Below are 17,847 nucleotides of genomic sequence, written 5' to 3' on the forward strand. Positions count from 1 at the left end.
ACACATTAAGCGAATACTCTCCATAGGGCGAGTAGGGCGGCTCCCCACAGAACGATGATGACGATGGCGGCGCTATTTGGATGCTATCTCCATTTCGGGACTCAACGTTCCCAGCCAAGCCACGAGCCCCACAATCAAAACCGCCGCCGATAATTCGACCAACACGCTACGCCTTAACGCATTAACCGCCACTCGATATTCACCCTCCCGCAACGACCGCTCCAAAAGCGGGCCAAGGTGAAATCGGTTCCATGCGGCCAGTACCAGCATCCCGGCAAACAACAGCACTTTGATGATCAGCAAAGTCCCATAGGTGCTTAGAAGCAGGGCATCGAGTTTTGGGCCCACGATGAACAGGTAATTCACGACGCCTGTGACCGTGATGACGACTACGATCAATGCGCCCGCAGATTCAAATCGGGTAACGGCCCGGGCCAACAATCTGATGCTCTTTTCGGTTTGCAGCGTGTCAAGCTTTGCCATCCAGGCAAAAGCGACTAATGCACCGAGCCAGGCTCCCGCCGCCAGTAGGTGCAGAATGTCCATCGCAAAATGCCAATAACGACGACTGCCTTCATCCATCGCCCCATGACCGTTCCAGGCTAGACTGGCTAGGGCGATACCGCCGGCAATAGCTGCGACCAACAAGCTAACGCCAGGCGCACGTTGGTTGAGCATCACCGCTAAACCGCCAATAACCAACACGATGATTCGCACGACCCAGGCCAACCCTACGTCCGTCTCAAATACCATCATCTCAATATGCGGACGCAGCTCGGTGAAGTCCGACTCCCCACTCATGGCGCTCGCCATCATCACCATGCTGGCGACAGAAACCAGTACGCCCAGCGCCGCCGCCCCCAGCAGCATCAACCGGAACGGTAACACCACCCCCGACACCCGTTCCTGCCCTTTGAGGCTGTAGAGCCCAAACAGCGCCACCCCAAATAACAGCATCAAATCCACATACAAGCCAAACCGCAGGGCAATGCTGGCCGAATCGCTCATCCATCACTTCACTTTGAAGGTAACGTTGCCGGTGATCGGGTGAGTGTCCGATGACACCGCGCGCCATTCGACTTTATAGCTTCCAGTGGGCAACGGTGAGAGCGGCGTGATAACCATGGTTTTCGGGTCGCTACCGCCGGAGACTTTGGCCTTCATGGGCATCGGGGAGTGGGCCATGCCGGGCATTTCGGTCATGACCAGCTTCGCGCCGGAGAACTGGGTCATGAGGTTTTCGGAAAAGTGCAGTTCGATCTTGCCGGGGGCCGCGCCGTCCGCGCCTTCTGCCGGGGTGGAGGAGAGCAGTTTCGGGTGCGCTTGAGCGAATGTGCTCATGAGCAGCCCAATGGCAACAGCGGTGGTTTTGAGAATGCGCATGCGAGGCCTCTTACCGCTTTAAGCGGTTGTTTTTTTGGTTGTTGAGTCAGTGCGTTTAGAACCACAGGCGAACGCCAATGACCAGGCGTGCTTCGCTGCGATCTCCACCTTCATCGTTGGCGTAATCGGCGGTTTTGCCGTAGGTGCGGTTCCAGGTTACGCCGATGTAGGGCGCGATTTCCCGGCGGATTTCATAGCGCAGGCGCAGGCCCGCTTCGGTGTTGGACAGGCCGGAACCGATGCCTCGTTGCGGGTCGTTCTTGCTGTAGAAATTAAGTTCGGCGGTTGGCTGCAAAATCAGCCGGTTGGTCAGCAGGATGTCGTAGTCGCCTTCCAGTCGTGCAGCGGTTTGGCCGCCTTCGCCGATGAACGCCGTAGCTTCGGTTTCGAAGTTGTACAGCGCCATGCCTTGTACACCGAATGCCGCCCAGGTTTGCGGGTCGCCGGGTTTGAAATCCTGGCGAACGCCGGTCACCAGGTCCCACCACGGGGAGATGGCGTGGCCCCAGAGGGCCTGGACTTCCGCATCTTCGGTCTTGCCGTTGGTGCGTTCGCCTTCGGAGCGCAGCCACAGGCGGTCGATGTCGCCCCCGATCCAGCCTGAGAAATCCCAGGCCAGGGTGCTGCCATCATCGGCGTCCTGCCATTCGAGTTTGTCAGCAAGGAAGTGGTAGTTGAGCGCGGAGTCATGCACGTTATGGCCGTCCGGGCTGACGAACACGGCGGCACGGTCGGCATCGGTCAGCGGCGGGATCGGCGTGCGGCTTTCGGTCGGCGCGGCGGGCTGCATCTGGCCGTCGTCCATGCTTTGCATTTGACTATGGTCCATGCCCTGCATCTGGCTGTGATCCATGTTCTGCATGTCGTCGGTGGCGGCCATCGCCGAAGAGAGCGTCAGGCTCGCGGTCACGAGTGCCAATGAGAGGGGAGTGAGTCTGGTCATGGGTAGGCGCCTCATTCTTCCACGCGAACTTCACGGAACATGCCCATTTCCATGTGGTACAGGAGATGGCAGTGATAGGCCCAACGGCCGAGCGCATCGGCGGTGACGCGATAGCTGCGTCGGGAACCGGGCGGCATGTCGATGGTGTGTTTGCGCACCATGAACTCGCCGTTCTCGTCTTCGAGGTCGCTCCACATGCCGTGCAGATGGATGGGGTGGGTCATCATCGTGTCGTTGACCAGCACCACCCGGATCCGCTCGCCATATTTGAGGCGCAGGGGTTCGGCGTCGGAGAATTTCACGCCGTTGAACGACCAGGCGAATTTTTCCATGTGGCCAGTGAGGTGCAGTTCGACAGTACGACTGGGCTCGCGGCCATCCGGGTCTTCGAAGGTGCTGCGCAGGTCGGAATAGGTCAGGACGCGGCGGCCGTTGTTGCGCAGGCCGAGGCCAGGGTCATCGAGTTTGGGTGAGGTGGTCATGGCCTGCATGTCTACCAGAGGATTGTTGCTTTCCGTCGCGGGATGGGACTGCATTTCGCCCATTCCAGCCATGCCGCTGTGATCCATACCCGTCATCTGGCTGTGATCCATGCCCTCCATGTCGCCGCCCATACTGCCGTGATCCATACCGCCCATGCCCATGTCATCCATGGTCACCAGAGGCCTCGGGTCCAGTGGTGGTATCGGCGCGGACACACCCGTCTTCACCGCCAGCGTGCCACAGGCATAGCCAGTGCGATCCATCGATTGGGCGAATAAGGTGTAAGCCGCTTCGGTCGGCTCGACAATCACATCGAAGGTCTCCGCCACCGCAATGCGAAACTCATCGACACTCACCGGTTTGACGTACAGCCCATCCGCAGCGACCACCGTCATTTTCAGCCCGGGAATACGCACGTCGAAGTACGTCATGGCGGAGCCATTGATGAAGCGCAGGCGCAACTTCTCGCCCGGCCGGAACACACCCGTCCAGTTCGAGTTCGGCGCCTGGCCGTTCATCAAGTAGGTGTAAGTTGCGCCGCTGACGTCGGCCAGGTCCGTGGGGTTCATCTTCATTTCGGCCCACATCTTTCGATCGGCAACCGTGGCCCCCCAACCTTTCTCGCTCACGTCGTGGATGAAATCACCCACGGTGGGCTTGTTGTAGTTGTAGTAGTCCGACTGTTTTTTCAGCGTCTTCATCAGGTCGACGGCGTCTTCGTCGGTCCAGTCGGTCAGCATCACCACATAGTCGCGGTCGTACTGGAAAGGCTCCGGCTCCTTCGCATCGATCACCAACGGCCCGTAAACGCCGGACTGTTCCTGTAAGCCTGAATGGCTGTGGTACCAGTAAGTGCCGTTCTGCCGAACCTTGAATTGATAGACGTACATCCCGCCCGGTTCGATGCCGTGAAAGCTCAGGCCCGGCACGCCGTCCATGTTGGCCGGCAGCAGAATGCCGTGCCAGTGAATGGAAGTGTCAGCGTTGAGTTTGTTCCTCACCCGCAACGTGACTGTGTCGCCTTCGCGCCAGCGCAGCAGGGGGCCGGGTATGCCGCCATTGATGGTCATCGCGGTGCGCGGGTTGCCGGTGATGTTGACCGGGGTTTCACCGATGAACAGGTCGAAATCGGTACCGGCCAGGACATTCGCCTCGCCGGGGCTGGTGATCGCCCAGACAGGTGTACGCCATAGCCCGAGGCCGCCGAGAATCCCGGCGGCGGCGAGCCCCTTCACAAAGGTTCGTCTTGATGTTTCAGGTTGCATGGCGCTTTGTTCCCAGTCAGTCGGATGACAGAGCAAACAGGAGATACTGCCAAGTTCGATGAAGAGGGTAATGGGTGCAACCTTTCAGAAGGCTGAGCCAAAGATTACGGTTTTGTCAGCTTCACCCGCAGCCTTGGCCGTGACCCACTCGAATGCTGGCATTGCTAATGCCTGGTTTCAGAGTGAACATGCGCATCAGTATAGGATAGGGGGGTAGGGTATGTCGCATGTTCATGGGCAAAAAGACGACCTGTTGAAGCGTGTTCGGCGTATCGCCGGTCAGGTTTTGGCTATCGAGCGAGCGCTGGAGTCGGACGCTGACTGTGCCAAAACGCTGCATCTTGTCGCGGCCACACGCGGGGCAATGAATGGTCTGATGGATGAAATTATAGAAGCACACGCGCACGCTCACGTCGCGAACCCTGAATTGAGCGATGAAGAGCGCGCTAAAGGTGTCGAAGAGTTGCTCGAAGCCATCCGTCGTTACTCGAAGTAGATCCTGTCATGCCAAATTTTGCAGAACTGCTTCAACAGGGTGGCACCCACGCGTGGCTCTACTTCCCGAGCGCGATACTGCTAGGTGCGTTGCACGGGCTTGAGCCCGGCCATTCAAAGACCATGATGGCAGCGTTCATCGTCGCCATTCGTGGATCGGTGAAACAAGCGATGCTGCTGGGCTTGGCCGCAACGGTCTCGCACACCGCAGTGGTGTGGTTGGTTGCCATCGGTGGCATGTATCTGGGCAAAGGTCTGGACGCTCAAACTACTGAGCCTTACTTCCTGCTTGCGTCCTCCGCGCTGATCATTCTGATTGCGGTGTGGATGTTGTGGCGTACCTGGCGCGGCGAACAGATGTTCAAGTTCGAGCAAGGAGATGATCACCATCATGGCGAACATGACCATGCTCATCACGATGAGACTCATCGCATTGACACGGGCCACGGGCGGATCGAGATGTCGATCTTCGAGCAGGGAATGCCACCACACTGGCGCATGAAGGTGTTGAGTGGTCATGCCTGGTCAGCGGCACAGGTTCGACTGACGACTACCCGTTCAGATGGCAGCATTCAAGCGTTCTCGTTCGTCGAGCGCGGAGGTTTCCTGGAATCGACCGCCGATATTCCTGAGCCTCATGAGTTTAGTGCTCGCTTGAGTCTTGTGCATGCAGGCCATTCCCATGATTACGATCTGGATTACCAGGAGCACGGACACACTCACGAGCACTCCGAGTTGGAAGGCCTGGAACTGTCGATTGACGGTTATCAGGATGCGCATGAGCGTGCCCATGCCAACGATATCCGTAAGCGCTTCACCAATCGTGAGGTCACCACTGGCCAGATCGTCATGTTCGGTTTGACGGGGGGGCTGATTCCTTGCCCTGCGGCTATCACCGTTCTGCTGCTCTGCCTTCAAGTCAAAGAAGTCGCCTTGGGAGGCATGCTAGTACTGTGTTTCAGCCTTGGTTTAGCGCTTACGTTGGTATCCGTCGGTGCGGCGGCGGCCATTGGCGCTAAACAAGCTTCCAATCGCTGGCCTTGGCTTGGCGCAGTTGCGCGTCGCGCACCTTATCTGTCCAGCGTGCTTATCATCGGTGTCGGACTTTACGTGGGGATTCATGGCTGGATTGCTTTGAGTACTGCCTAGGTCGGTTTTTTGAATCATTGGGCAGAACCGTGGATTAAAGGCCGTGGAAGTGGTGCGTCTGTTCGTCCTTCCCGAGTTCCGCCGCTCGGGATTGGTCAGCGAGTCAAACAGAGCGAAATCGCAGAATCTGCGCGCCGTCGAAAGGGTCGATCAGGTAATGCGCCTGCACGCCGAACGTGTCCCGCAGGCGTTGCGGGGTCAGCACCTCAAGTGGCTTACCGAGGGCGACCAATCGGCCGCGTTCCAGTACCGCCAATCGATCACAGGTCAGCGCTTGATTCAGGTCATGCAGGGCAATCAATGTCGTCACCGGCAGTGCCTGTACAACTTTTAGAATGGCGAGCTGATGCTGGATATCCAAGTGATTGGTCGGTTCGTCCAGCAACAGAATCTGCGGGCGCTGGGCCAGGGCGCGAGCGATGTGGACACGCTGACGTTCACCGCCGGACAGACTGTGCCAGGTACGGTTTTTCAGGTGCGCCGCATCGACGTCGCGCAGCGCTTGCAGGACGATGGCATCGTCCTTACTCGACCACGGGCTCAAGGCCGACAGCCACGGCGTTCGACCCAGGGCTACAGCATCAAACACACTGATGGCATCCAGGGTGTCGGCCTGTTGCTCAACCACCGCCAGGGTTTGCGCGATGGTTCGCCGTGACAGCGTTTTGAGGCTCTGGCCGTTGAGGTGGATGTCTCCCCGGCTGGGGATTCGCACGCCGGCCAGCAGTTTGAGCAGCGTGGATTTTCCCGAACCGTTGGGCCCGACGAGGCCCAGGGTTTCACCACGACGGATGTCCAGGTGGATGTCGTGCAGCAACTCAGCGTCGCGGACATGAAACCCGAGGGCGGAACAACGTAGTACAGATTCGTCGATAACAGGCGAGGCTGCATTCATCGGGCATTCCTCCGACCGATCAGGATCAACGCGAACACCGGCGCACCAACCAGTGCAGTGATGACGCCGACCGGGATCACCTGGCCTTTGATCAGCGTTCGAGAGAGGACATCGGCGGCGATCAGAAACACTGCACCACCCAGCGCACTCGCCGGCAGCAGACGCGCATGCCGGGTGCCCAGCAGCAGTCGCGCGGCATGGGGGATGACCAGTCCGACGAAACCGATGGAGCCGACAATCGACACCATCACTGCCGTCACCAGTGCGGCGCAGCTGATCAACAGAAATTGCACTCGGCGTACCGGAATGCCGAGCGAGGCGGCTGAGTCGGCGCCAAAAGTGAAGGCATCCAGCGCCCGACGGTGCCACAGGCACACCGCGAGACCGGTCAATGCCACGGGCACCGACAGCCACACCGATGGCCAGCGCACGCCGCTGAGGTTGCCGAGCAACCAGAACATGATGCCGCGGGCCTGTTCGGAACTGGCCGACTTGGTGATCAGAAATGCCGTGAGCGCATTGAACAATTGCGAACCGGCAATCCCCGCCAGGATGATCTGCCCGGTACCGCCAGGTGAGCCGCTGGCACGGGCCAGTAAAACAACCACGGCGAAGGCAGCAACAGCACCGGCAAACGCCCCGACCGACAGCGAAATCAGCCCCCCGCCGAGGCCCAGCAATGCCACCAGCACCGCGCCCGTCGAGGCGCCAGCGGAAATACCGAGCAGATAAGGATCGGCCAGCGGGTTGCGCAACAGCGATTGCAAGATCACCCCGCAGGTGGCCAGGCCCGCACCGCAGGCGGCTGCCACCAGCGCGCGGGTCAGGCGGTAATTCCAGACGATGCCTTCGTCTATCGGGTCGAGGACATAACCGGCAGTCCACAGTTTGTTGGCCAGTACCTGGAACACCACGCTCGGTTCGATGCTCGTTTCACCGATGGCCACACCGGCAATCACGGCAAGCAGCAGTGTCAGAAATGCCAGCAGCGTACGAATCAACGTCCCGGTCATTTCGGCAGGTCGTAGCCGTTGATGGCTGATGACAGGATTTCAAGACCGTCGAACATTCTCACGCTGGCCTGCATGGCCATGGCGTCAAGGATGATGATGCGGTTGTTTTTCACGGCGTCCATGTTGCGGGTCACCGGGTCGCTGCGCAGGAATTGCAGTTTCTTTTGATAGTCGTCAGCCGGGAAGCGACGGCGATCCATGCGTGCGATGACCAGGAAGGTCGGGTTGGCCTTGGCGATGGTTTCCCAGCCGACGGTGGGCCATTCTTCATCGGACTCCACCACGTTGCGCACTCCCAACGTGTTCAACATGAAGTCGGGAATGCCCTTGTGCCCGGCGACATAGGGGTCGATATCCAGACTGGCGCTGGAGAACCAGAACAGCGCACTGGTGTGCTTAAGATCCTTGTTCTGTACGGTGGCAATGGACTTGGCCAGGCTGGCTTTGAGGTGGGCGTTCAGCTGCTGGCCACGTTCCTGCACGTCAAAGATTTCAGCCAATTGGCTGATACTTTTGTAGAGGCTGTCGATGCGGAACGCCTCCAGACGTGTGCCGTCGGCACCGACCAGGTTGTCCTTGGCTTCGCAGTCGGAGGGCATCAGGTAGGTCGGGATCTGCAGTTCGTGAAACTGCTCGCGAGTACCGACCACGCCCTGCGGGCCAACCATCCACTCCAGTTCCACTGCTACCAGCTGCGGACGCTTGCCGATCACCGCCTCGAAACTCGGTTCGTTATCGGCCAGGCGTTCGATCGTGTCGTTCTCTGGCTTGTACTTGGCCAGCACATCGTTGAACCACAGCGAAGTGCCGACCAGCGTGTTGCCAAGGCCCATGGCGTAGAGAATTTCAGTGCCAGCCTGGCCAATGGTCACGGCACGGCTCGGCGCCTGCTGAAACGTCAGTGTGCTGCCACAGTTCTCAACAGTCAGGGGGTAGTGGGTCGGGGCCGCATGGGCGAGGGTGGACAGACCCAGGGCAGTGACGAGGGTGGCAGGGCGGGACAGCAACATGACGCAATCTCCATTTGACCGTACAAGAGCAGGGGTACGGACTGGAAACACATCATCGAACGCTGCCATTAAAGCAGTGAAGTGCCGATCACTGAGGTGACGCTCGGCGCAAGGATGTCCTTCCCGGACACCCCGCCGGTTAGTGATTTGCTTGGCCGGCAGGTCTCCTGACTGATGCGTCGTCGCCAGGCTCCAGCCTTCCCGGGAGTGATCCCAGTGGCAGTTCAGGAGCAGGCTCAGCACCTACAGTTGCGGGGGCAGTTCCGTTTGATGCCGTGTCAGGCATCTCGGATTCCCTATTAATCCCGTTTGGAAACCGGCGGCCGGCATGGTAGTCGATCATGTCGAATATCACCACCGACCGCTTTGGGTGGGAATCGCAGTAGAACAACTCCGGTCTTCAACCGGAATACAGTGCCAACTACGAAAACAGTGCGAAAGGAATTTCAGTGCAGGCAACTTATCGGTATTAATCGACACGACTCCATTTTAATAACGTCCATTTTTGCGAGCCTTCCTGGCGGTTCACCTTTAGTCGTTAATCAACTATCCAAACGGGGTGTGATGCTGTTCTGCCTGTCAATCAGCACCCACTGCCGCGAATACTTTCGCGGCAGTGGGGGGGGCACGTGAACTTTCTGAATCAGTAGCTTGTGGGCTGTGGCATGTCGTCATGTATCCATGACAATTTTTTGCATGTACTGATTGTCGATTTTACGATGACGCCAACAACGTCTCCACTCGCACGAGGCTCCTGATGCACATCGCCATCCTGACTTTCGAAGGTTTCAACGAACTCGACTCGCTGATCGCGCTGGGCATCCTCAACCGGGTCCAGCGGCCCGGTTGGCGGGTATCTATCGCCAGTCCCACGGATAAGGTGCTGTCGATGAACGGCGTGCTGATCGAGTCGCAGACGTCGCTCGAGGACGCATGCGGTGCGGACGCTGTACTTGTGGGTAGTGGGAGAAAGACCCGGGACGTCGTCGCTGACGCCACGCTGATGTCTCGCCTGAAATTCGACTCGACGCGTCAGCTGCTGGGCGCTCAGTGCTCGGGCACGCTCATACTTGCCAAACTGGGCCTACTGGACGACATTCCGGCCTGCACGGACCTGACCACCAAACCGTGGGTCGAGGAGGTCGGCGTGGCAGTGCTCAATCAGCCCTTCGTGGCCAAGGGAAACGTCGCGACGGCTGGAGGGTGCCTGTCGTCGCAGTATCTAGCCGCCTGGTTCATCGCCCGTCTGGAAGGCGTCGAGGCTGCACGCAGTGCGATTCATTATGTGGCGCCGGTGGGAGAAAAGGAGATCTACGTGACGCGCGCAATGGCAAACATTTCGCCGTACCTTTAAAGCTCTCTATGACCGCTTTGGCCGATGTCTGATTGTTTACGACTGAGCGAAATCGACGACGAGTGTCACTGTCGGGCCCGTCAGCCCTTTATTACGAGAACAAGTCGACATTCTTCGCCGTCAAGGGCGTCAACATTCCGGTCGCGGTCAGCGTGTTTCCTGATGAACTCTATGAAGCGCCGAAAAGTTGGTCGCAGAAGGCCTATCCCAAACTTGTGCATTACAACAAGCTTCCCAAAGGTGGGCACTTTGACACAAAATCAGAATTTCTTAAGTCTGTTTCCCGAAATCGACCGCCAATGGTTCAGCCGCAAGGTGGAAAGCGTCGCTACCCTGGGCACGCCAGCGTTCACTATCTGGGAGCAGCGCCCGTATCTGGTGCGGTTCAAGAACTACCAACCGATCACCGGTCAGGAAGAGTTCATGTACCAGAACACCACGCTGTTACCGCTGCGCTCCACCGACGGCAAAATTAACCATATTTGCCTGGTGATCTATGACGTCACCGACGTCGCCACCAACCGGCATCAGCTCCAGGCCGCCAATGCGCAATTGCAGCAACTCTCCAGAACCGATCGGCTGACGGGTTTATACAACCGCGGTCATTGGGAAGAAAGCCTGAAAGTCGCCTATGCTCGGCACCAGCGTTATGGCAATGCCACCAGCCTGGTGATGTTGGATATCGACCACTTCAAGCGGGTCAACGAGACCTATGGTCACCAGGCGGGCGACAAGGTCATCGAGGAAGTCGCCAGGCTGATCCACGAGCATGTGCGCGAAACCGATGTGGCTGGGCGTTATGGCGGTGAAGAGTTCGGCGTGGTGCTTTCGGACACCGACAAGACCGGTGGAAGGGTTTTCGCCGAGCGTCTGCGTAAGGCAGTCGAAGGGCTGGAAGTGCTGCACAACGGCCAGAGCATACGTTTCACCATCAGCCTGGGGGTGGCCGACCTGAGCCAGCCCACGATCAACTACGCCGACCTGATCGCCTGGGCGGACCATGCGCTGTTTGCGTCGAAGAATGCCGGGCGCAATCGGGTGACGGTGTATGAGTAGATAGATCGTAGTGCCTGGTTTTGCGACTGCTGCGCAGCCGAACGCAGCCTTGCAGGCTCGGCAGCTGCTACAACTGGCCAACGTACTCGAGGTCCGGTTTTGAGGTATTAGCTGTACAAAATAATAATTTGGTATAACTTTTAAAGGCGTCTATTGAGTCTTAACGAGGTCTTTGCATGGCTATGCAGACGGACCGCTTAATCCGCCACCTTATCTGTCTTGTTCTGATGCTCCAGAGTGCAGAACTATTTGCTGATTGGCGCGAGGCTTTACCCGAAGCTCGTCGGATGGGTAGCGGGGAGATGCGCGTGTTCGGTTTCTCTATCTACACTGCGCAGCTCTGGAGCCCACGCCTGATTGCCGGAGAACCGCTGGGTGCAGATGTGCCCTTTGCGCTAGAGCTGACCTACAGTCGCACTATTAGTCGCGATGATCTGGTTGAGGCCAGCATCAAGGAAATCCGTCGCCTTTCACCCAACTCCCTGAATTCAGAGCTGATGGTCCGCTGGGAGTGGGAGATGCAGCAGGCGTTTGTCGATGTGCGCGCCGGTGACCGCATCACTGGAGTCTATTTGCCTGGAGAGGGCGCACGTTTTTACGTCGGCGAGAACCTACAGCATGTGGTGAGGGATGATGCGTTCGCCAAAGCCTTTTTTTCCATCTGGCTTGACCCCCGAACACGCGACCCGGAGCTGCGCGCCCAATTGTTGGGCGCAGCTAAACCCTGAGACCGTTGAGGAAATGCACATGTTGAAGATATGGATATTGCTGCTATGCATTGGCCTTGCAAGTTGCAGCCGGGTGGATGTGCACACCTACAGACAGGAGACGCCCACGCTTGAGTTGCGCGAATTCTTTGAGGGCCGGGTCGAAGCCTGGGGTATGTTTCAAAAGCGTTCTGGCGAGGTCACCAAGCGCTTCCACGTGGAGATCAATGGCCACTCCGAAGGTAGCAGGCTGATCCTCGACGAATCATTTACTTACAGCGATGGTACTAAGCAAAAAAGGGTGTGGACGCTAACTCCAGTTGGTTCTAGCCAATGGCGCGGAACCGCTGGCGACGTGGTAGGCGAGGCGCTTGGTGAGGTGGCAGGCAATACACTGCGCTGGCGATATGTGCTGAGCCTACCGGTGGATGGAAAGGTATATCAGGTTCAATTGGACGACTGGATGTACCTAATGGACAAGAACACCATGATCAATCGCTCGTTCATGACCAAGTTCGGGGTGGAGGTAGGCCAGATCACCTTGTTCTTCCGCAAGTCTTGAGTCAACGTGCATGCTGTCCGGCTATCCAGTGCAGCGCCGGCATCAACATCGCCCATATCAATGCGATTAGCAGAGCGCTAGGCCAAACACCTAGCGGTAGACCCACGTCTGCTAACCTGGCGCCGCCCAAATAGGAGAGCGGCCCGCCAAAGGCCCCTAGTAGGCTGCCCATCCACCAAGGCCGCTTTGTCCAGCTCAGGCTGTGACGCAAAGTGCTGGCGAAAAGCAGCCAAAGCATTGCCAGCCATAGCGGCAGAACAATAGTGGCATCTGAAAAGGAGAACAGCCCGAGGTGCAATAGAATACTGTCCAGGACCCAACCGCAGGTTGCCACCCGCAACAGAATGCGCCATTCATTTGGGTCGTTGGCAATCCAACGCAGGTGTGTAGCCAGGCATGCGATTGCAATCAGCAACGTCCAAGGTCGTTGCGCGCCAAACACGCAGGCGAACCAACCGAGTTGGAACAGCCCTGCGTTCAGCAACAACCGGCCCCGCCTGCTCACGCCTTTAGGCCGAAGGGCTCCGGTCGTGCCCCGGGTTTGGCGAGTAATAGATGCGCGGTGCCGATACCTCGCTCCAGGAAGCCGCCTTCGCAATAGCACAGGTAGAACTCCCAGAGGCGATAGAACGTCTGGTCGTAGCCTAGTGCTTCTAGGTTGTGCCGGCTGCGCCGCAGGTTATCGTGCCACATGCGAAGAGTCCGTGCGTAATGAAGGCCGAAGTCCTCCATGTGGTGAAGGTTCAGGTCAGTGTCGCGACTGATGGTGTGCAGCATGGCGCTCACCGAAGGCAAGGCACCGCCCGGGAAGATGTAGCGCTGGATGAAGTCGACCGTTTTTTTCGCCTGCTCATAGCGCTGTTCCCGAATGGTGATGGCCTGCAATAGCATAAGCCCGTGTTCTTTGAGCAGATGGGCGCACTGTTTGAAGTAGGTGGGCAGGAAGCGGTGGCCGACTGCCTCGATCATCTCGATCGATACTAGCTTGTCGTATTTGCCCGTCAGGTCACGATAGTCCTGCAACAGCAGGGTAATGCGGTCTTGCAGACACTGCTCCTCAATTCGGCGCTTCGTGTACGCAAATTGCTCTCGGGACAGCGTGGTGGTGGTGACCTTGCAGCCATAGTGGGTGGCCGCATACAGCGCCATACTGCCCCAGCCAGTGCCGATCTCCAGCAGGTGGTCGCTGGGTTTGAGATCGAGTTTTTGGCAGATGCACTCCAGCTTGTACATTTGGGCTTGTTCGAGGCTGTCGCTGGTGGAGCGGAACATGGCTGCGGAATACATCATGGTGGGGTCCAGCAGTTGTTCGAACAGCGCGTTGCCCAAGTCGTAGTGCGCTGAAATGTTGCGTTGCGAGCCCTGGCGCGTGTTGCGGTTGAGCCAGTGCAGGGCTTTTACCAGTGGACGGCGCATACGTGCCAGGCCGCGCTCCATTCCATCCAGCACGTCGAGGTTGGCAACGAAAATGCGGATCACCGCAGTCAGATCGGGACTGCTCCAGTACTCCTGGATATAGGCCTCGCCAGCGCCAATTGAGCCATTCACCGCCACCATCGACCACAGGGCCGCATTAAGCACTTCGATCTCGCCATGCAGAACAGCGCCAGGCTCGCCGAAGCTCAGGCGCTCACCGTCGACGATGATCACCAAATGTCCGTGGCGCAGTTGTGCCAGCTGGCGCAAGACCCCTTTCTTCAGCAGTCGGGCGCTTACCCCGTTGGCAGCAGAGCCACAGGTGCTGGAGGGATTCAGGCTAGGATTTGTCATGACGAGACTCCAGATTCGCGGTGCCGTATTCACCGCTGGCCGCTTCATGGGAAAACAGTGGCAGACGCTTGAGCAACAGACGCAGGGCCTGCCAATAAATGCCGAGCAGGGTCTTGCCGGTCATCCAGGGGAAGTCCAGAAGGTGGCGGTGCAGGCTTTGGCGCGTCAGTTCGATGCGCTCAAGGCCCAGGCCAGCTTCAAACATTTTTTGCTCGCCCTGCCAGTCCTGCATGGTCACGTGCAGCGTTTGCTCGGGAGCAGAGAAATGCATGCGGTACTCCAGATCGCGAGGCAGGAAGGGCGAGACGTGAAAACTCTTGGCGACCCTATGGCGTGACTCACCGCTCGCGTGGGTCGGCAGTACGTAGTGGTAACGCTCTCGCCAAGGGGTATTGCTGACTTCGCAGAGGATGGCGGCCAGACTGCCGTCGGATTCGAAGCAGTAAAACAGGCTGATCGGATTGAAGGACAGCCCCCAACTGCGCGGCTGGGTGAGCAGACAGATCCTTCCCTGCGGAGCGTGACCGAGGGCCTGCTCCACGCGCTGACGTACGGCATCGCTCAATGTCATACCCTGGCGGGTGAAAAGCGGCAGGTAGTCGGTTTCGCGGAAGGCGAAGGCGGCCCAGCGCGAATGTCCGGCGAGCCACGATAAGCCCAGCACCTGGGATTGTTCTGCAAGATCCAGGTAGAGCATACCCATGCGGTAGCGAAACTTATGGACGCGCGGAAGCAGCCGGCGGTGGCTGACCCAGCCGCGGTACAGTGCGCTGTTCACAGTTGTTCTCCGAAAGCCGCTGCCACGCGCAAGGCGCTCACCACACCGTCCTCATGGAAACCGTTGGCCCAGTAGGCGCCGCAGTAGTAGCTGTTTTGAGCGCCTTGTAGTTCTTGCCAACGTGCCTGTGCGATCAGTCCTGCATGGCTGTATTGCGGATGGGCGTAGCGGAAACGGTCGAGGATTTTGCTCGGGTCAATGGCTGCGGTCTGGTTTAAGCTAACGCAGAAGGTGGTGTCGCTCTGGAGCCCATGCAGGATATTCATGTTGTAGGTGACAGCGGCCGGTTGCTGGGCTGAGCCGCCGAGGCGGTAATTCCAGCTTGCCCAGGCCAAGCGACGGTTCGGCAGCAGACGGGTGTCGCTGTGCAGCACCACATCGTTCTCGGCGTAACGCAGTGCGCCGAGTATCTCCCGTTCGGCTTGGCTTGGAGCCGCCAGCAGGCGTAATGCCTGGTCGCTGTGACAGGCGAAAACCACGGTGTCAAAGCGCTCCATGCCGGCGGAGCTGTGCAGGTTCACTCCTGCGATGTCACGTACCACACGATACACCGGACAATTGAGGCGGATACGCTCGACAAATCCGGCGCTCAGCGGTGCTACATAACTGCGCGAGCCACCGCTGACCACACGCCACTGTGGCCGATTGGTGGCCGACAGGAGCCCGTGATTTTTACAGAAGCGTACGAAGAACTGAAGCGGAAAACGCTGCATGTCGCCCAGTGACATCGACCAGATCGCCGACCCCATAGGGACTATGTAATGTTCGATAAAACGCGGACCGTAGCCGTTTTGCCGCAGGTAGGCTCCGAGGGTGGTGTCGGCGGCTATGCGTTGTTCGTGCAGGTCACGCAATACCTCGCGGTTGAAGCGCAAGATGTCGCGCAACATGCCCCAGAAGCCGGGTGATAGCAGGTTGCGCCGCTGGGCAAACAGGCCATTGAGGTTGTTGCCGTTGTATTCAGTGCCAGAACTCGGATCCTGAACCGAGAAGCTCATCTCGGTGGGTTGCGAGGCCACGCCGAGTTGATCCAACAGACGGATGAAGTTGGGATATGTCCAGTCGTTGAAGACGATGAAACCAGTATCGATGGCATAGCGCTCGCCCTTTACCTCAACATCAACAGTGTGGGTGTGACCGCCGATCCAGTCACTGGCCTCGAATACGGTGACGTCGTGCTTACGGTTGAGCAGGTAGGCGCAGGTCAGGCCGGAAATACCACTACCGATGATGGCTATTTTCACGATGATTCTTCTGTGACGGGACGCGCCATGAGTTTGCCCAGCATCAGTTGCAGGCGTTGAGGCAATATCGCTAATACGCGCAGGGCGGCGATGAATGGCCCGGGAAATGAGATTTCTAGCGGTCGTCTTTCTAGCCGGGTGGCAATGTAGTCGGCAGCCTTGTTGACTGGCCAGCGCATAGGCATTGGGAAATCATTCTGTTGCGTGAGCGGCGTATCGACGAAGCCCGGGCTGACAAGAGTGATGTCGACACCCTCGTGTGCCAAGTCGATGCGCAGCGATTGAAACAGGTAACGCATAGCCGCTTTGGAGGCGCCATAAGCCTCGGCGCGAGGTAATGGCAGGTAGGTAACCGAGCTACACACCGCCACCAGATGAGGTCGCTGCGCCTTGCGCAATAGCGGCAGGGCTGCCTCCACGCAGTAGGCCGCGGAAAACAAATTTGCCCGCATCACGCGTTCAATCATGTTGGCTTCGAAGGTGCCAACGTCCAGGTACTCGCAGGTGCCAGCGTTTAGGATGACCTGATCCAGGTGGCCCCAGAGTTGCTCGATTCGCTCGCCCATGGCTCGAACTTCGCGTGGATCGGTCAGGTCGCCTGGCAGCAGAAGTACCTGCTGCGGGTACTCCGCGTGTAATTTTTCCAGGGCCTGTACATTGCGCGCGGTGATGGCCAGAAAGTGGCCTTGGGTCAGTAGAATCTCCGCCAGGGCGGCGCCGATGCCGCTGCTGGCGCCGGTGAGCCAGATGCGTTTCATGCCAGTCTCCCTTTCAACCAGCCAATCGCTGTCCCCATTAACGGCAGGTGCTCATAGAGCAGAGCACCTGCATCGAAGTAGTCGCGATGCTGGTACACCTTCTCGTGCCACAGCAGGTACGAGCAGCCATCGACCTCTATTAGTCGGCCACGGCGCAGGCGAGGATGGTGATATTGCATGGTCCAGCGCAGGTAACCGATGCCGTCTTGCACCTGGTCGTAGCCGTGAAACGTGAAACCTAGCTCGCTGACGTTGGCGTATAGCTCTGTAAAATATTCTTGCAGCGCTGTCAGGCCTTGGATCTCATGTAGTGGATCACTGAAGCGCACATCGTGACTGTACAGCTCCTTAAGTTTGTGCAAATTGCTGGCGTCCAGCGCAGCGAAGTCGTTGGCAAAACACCGCAGGAAGTCAGTCACGATGCGTCTCCATTGATGGCAGGTTCCTGCTCGAATTCAGCGTTCGCTGGTGTCTTCTGGCGACGTGGACAATCTGTCCTGGGTAACTCGCAATGCCAAACAGGTCACTTCGCTTGGATGAGGTGCTGATTTCGATTTTGCCGGTGTCTGCGGTGTCGACCATGGTACTTCCCCTTCTTTTCTTGTACAGCGCTAAGCATTTTGTACAATTTTTAAAGAATAGAATAATTGCTGTACAAGTCAATTTTTTTGTACAACTATTTCACCGGTTGGCCGGCTAAGAGTGTTAGTAGGGGCTAGTTCCTTTTCACTGGAGACAAATCATGTCTCTCCGGTTCGCTGCGCGGGCTTTGGTGGTGGGGACATGCATGAGCAGCCGTCGCTTTACCCGACAATGTGGTGTTAGCAGGCGCAGCGCTGACAATGCAGAGGAATCGTTTAACGTTCATGCAAATCTCTCCAGAAGGGTGATCAGCTCAGCGGCGCATGGCTGCTAGATGTACTACCCGCTAGAGGACAAGCTGGATGCAGTCACTTGAAAAAATATCAGTGCAGCAAGGTCT

At 58.1% G+C, this 17,847-nt stretch carries 19 protein-coding genes and 1 riboswitch; of the genes, 6 read left to right on the forward strand and 13 right to left on the reverse strand.

The genetic code is table 11. From position 1 onward, the window contains the following. Positions 1-72 precede the first annotated feature (72 nt). From copD to ACYZTX_RS15340, 4 genes are read right to left on the reverse strand one after another with little or no spacing between them, the layout of a single operon-like run. Positions 73-1,008, reverse strand: a complete 936-nt coding sequence (gene copD, locus ACYZTX_RS15325) for a copper homeostasis membrane protein CopD (protein ID WP_462034765.1) — start codon at positions 1,006-1,008, stop codon at positions 73-75. A gap of 3 nt (positions 1,009-1,011) precedes the next feature. Further along, positions 1,012-1,383, reverse strand: coding sequence for a copper homeostasis periplasmic binding protein CopC (gene copC / locus ACYZTX_RS15330; protein ID WP_462034766.1), 372 nt, complete (start codon positions 1,381-1,383; stop codon positions 1,012-1,014). Positions 1,384-1,438: 55 nt separating this feature from the next. Beyond that, a complete protein-coding gene (locus ACYZTX_RS15335) occupies positions 1,439-2,326 on the reverse strand; it encodes a copper resistance protein B (RefSeq protein ID WP_462034767.1) in 888 nt (295 codons plus the stop codon). 11 nt (positions 2,327-2,337) lie between these two features. Next, positions 2,338-4,074 carry a copper resistance system multicopper oxidase gene (locus tag ACYZTX_RS15340; protein WP_462034768.1) on the reverse strand — a complete coding sequence of 579 codons (1,737 nt, stop codon included), beginning with the start codon at positions 4,072-4,074 and terminating at the stop codon, positions 2,338-2,340. 220 nt (positions 4,075-4,294) lie between these two features. On the opposite strand from ACYZTX_RS15340, the gene ACYZTX_RS15345 reads away from it, so the two are divergent. Then, positions 4,295-4,570, forward strand: coding sequence for a metal/formaldehyde-sensitive transcriptional repressor (locus tag ACYZTX_RS15345; protein ID WP_462034769.1), 276 nt, complete (start codon positions 4,295-4,297; stop codon positions 4,568-4,570). Positions 4,571-4,578: 8 nt separating this feature from the next. Next, a complete protein-coding gene (locus ACYZTX_RS15350) occupies positions 4,579-5,718 on the forward strand; it encodes a nickel/cobalt efflux transporter (RefSeq protein WP_462034770.1) in 1,140 nt (379 codons plus the stop codon). A 103-nt stretch (positions 5,719-5,821) separates the two neighbouring features. Here ACYZTX_RS15350 and ACYZTX_RS15355 read toward each other — a convergent pair whose 3' ends face one another. From ACYZTX_RS15355 to ACYZTX_RS15365, 3 genes are read right to left on the reverse strand one after another with little or no spacing between them, the layout of a single operon-like run. Further along, positions 5,822-6,613 (reverse strand): ABC transporter ATP-binding protein, encoded by a 792-nt coding sequence (locus ACYZTX_RS15355; protein ID WP_462034771.1) that lies wholly within the window; start codon positions 6,611-6,613, stop codon positions 5,822-5,824. After that, positions 6,610-7,626, reverse strand: a complete 1,017-nt coding sequence (locus ACYZTX_RS15360; RefSeq protein WP_462034772.1) for a FecCD family ABC transporter permease — start codon at positions 7,624-7,626, stop codon at positions 6,610-6,612. Before ACYZTX_RS15360 ends, ACYZTX_RS15355 begins: the two co-directional genes overlap by 4 nt. Beyond that, the gene (locus ACYZTX_RS15365) at positions 7,623-8,636 is read right to left on the reverse strand and encodes an ABC transporter substrate-binding protein (RefSeq protein ID WP_462034773.1); all 1,014 of its coding nucleotides are present in this window, start codon (positions 8,634-8,636) and stop codon (positions 7,623-7,625) included. The genes ACYZTX_RS15360 and ACYZTX_RS15365 overlap by 4 nt, the downstream gene beginning before the upstream one ends. Positions 8,637-8,776: 140 nt before the next feature. Further along, positions 8,777-8,979: riboswitch (cobalamin riboswitch) on the reverse strand. A 414-nt stretch (positions 8,980-9,393) separates the two neighbouring features. Here ACYZTX_RS15365 and ACYZTX_RS15370 point away from each other — a divergent pair. The 4 genes from ACYZTX_RS15370 to ACYZTX_RS15385 all read left to right on the forward strand — a co-directional run bounded on the left by ACYZTX_RS15370 (position 9,394) and on the right by ACYZTX_RS15385 (position 12,315). Next, positions 9,394-9,990 (forward strand): DJ-1/PfpI family protein, encoded by a 597-nt coding sequence (locus ACYZTX_RS15370; RefSeq protein WP_462034774.1) that lies wholly within the window; start codon positions 9,394-9,396, stop codon positions 9,988-9,990. Between the two features lie 249 nt (positions 9,991-10,239). Then, on the forward strand, positions 10,240-11,046 hold the full coding sequence (locus tag ACYZTX_RS15375; protein WP_462034775.1) for a GGDEF domain-containing protein: 807 nt from the start codon (positions 10,240-10,242) through the stop codon (positions 11,044-11,046). Between the two features lie 176 nt (positions 11,047-11,222). Continuing rightward, the gene (locus ACYZTX_RS15380) at positions 11,223-11,774 is read left to right on the forward strand and encodes a chalcone isomerase family protein (protein WP_462034776.1); all 552 of its coding nucleotides are present in this window, start codon (positions 11,223-11,225) and stop codon (positions 11,772-11,774) included. A 19-nt stretch (positions 11,775-11,793) separates the two neighbouring features. After that, positions 11,794-12,315, forward strand: a complete 522-nt coding sequence (locus ACYZTX_RS15385) for a DUF3833 domain-containing protein (protein WP_462034777.1) — start codon at positions 11,794-11,796, stop codon at positions 12,313-12,315. Between the two features lies 1 nt (position 12,316). Here ACYZTX_RS15385 and ACYZTX_RS15390 read toward each other — a convergent pair whose 3' ends face one another. Genes ACYZTX_RS15390 through ACYZTX_RS15415 form a run of 6 tightly spaced genes read right to left on the reverse strand, consistent with a single transcriptional unit; the run spans position 12,317 to position 17,284 of the window. Further along, complete coding sequence (locus ACYZTX_RS15390) at positions 12,317-12,802, reverse strand: DUF2878 domain-containing protein (RefSeq protein WP_462034778.1); 486 nt, start codon at positions 12,800-12,802, stop codon at positions 12,317-12,319. Positions 12,803-12,816: 14 nt separating this feature from the next. Continuing rightward, positions 12,817-14,085: a class I SAM-dependent methyltransferase gene (locus ACYZTX_RS15395; protein WP_462034779.1), complete on the reverse strand. Its 1,269-nt coding sequence runs from the start codon at positions 14,083-14,085 to the stop codon at positions 12,817-12,819. Further along, a complete protein-coding gene (locus tag ACYZTX_RS15400; protein ID WP_462034780.1) occupies positions 14,072-14,863 on the reverse strand; it encodes a DUF1365 domain-containing protein in 792 nt (263 codons plus the stop codon). The genes ACYZTX_RS15395 and ACYZTX_RS15400 overlap by 14 nt, the downstream gene beginning before the upstream one ends. Beyond that, positions 14,860-16,107, reverse strand: a complete 1,248-nt coding sequence (locus ACYZTX_RS15405) for an NAD(P)/FAD-dependent oxidoreductase (protein WP_462034781.1) — start codon at positions 16,105-16,107, stop codon at positions 14,860-14,862. Before ACYZTX_RS15405 ends, ACYZTX_RS15400 begins: the two co-directional genes overlap by 4 nt. Next, positions 16,104-16,865, reverse strand: coding sequence for an SDR family NAD(P)-dependent oxidoreductase (locus ACYZTX_RS15410; protein ID WP_462034782.1), 762 nt, complete (start codon positions 16,863-16,865; stop codon positions 16,104-16,106). The genes ACYZTX_RS15405 and ACYZTX_RS15410 overlap by 4 nt, the downstream gene beginning before the upstream one ends. After that, positions 16,862-17,284, reverse strand: a complete 423-nt coding sequence (locus tag ACYZTX_RS15415) for a nuclear transport factor 2 family protein (protein WP_462034783.1) — start codon at positions 17,282-17,284, stop codon at positions 16,862-16,864. Before ACYZTX_RS15415 ends, ACYZTX_RS15410 begins: the two co-directional genes overlap by 4 nt. Between the last annotated feature and the right edge of the window lie 563 nt (positions 17,285-17,847).

It is taken from the genome of Pseudomonas sp. MDT1-17, assembly GCF_054898105.1.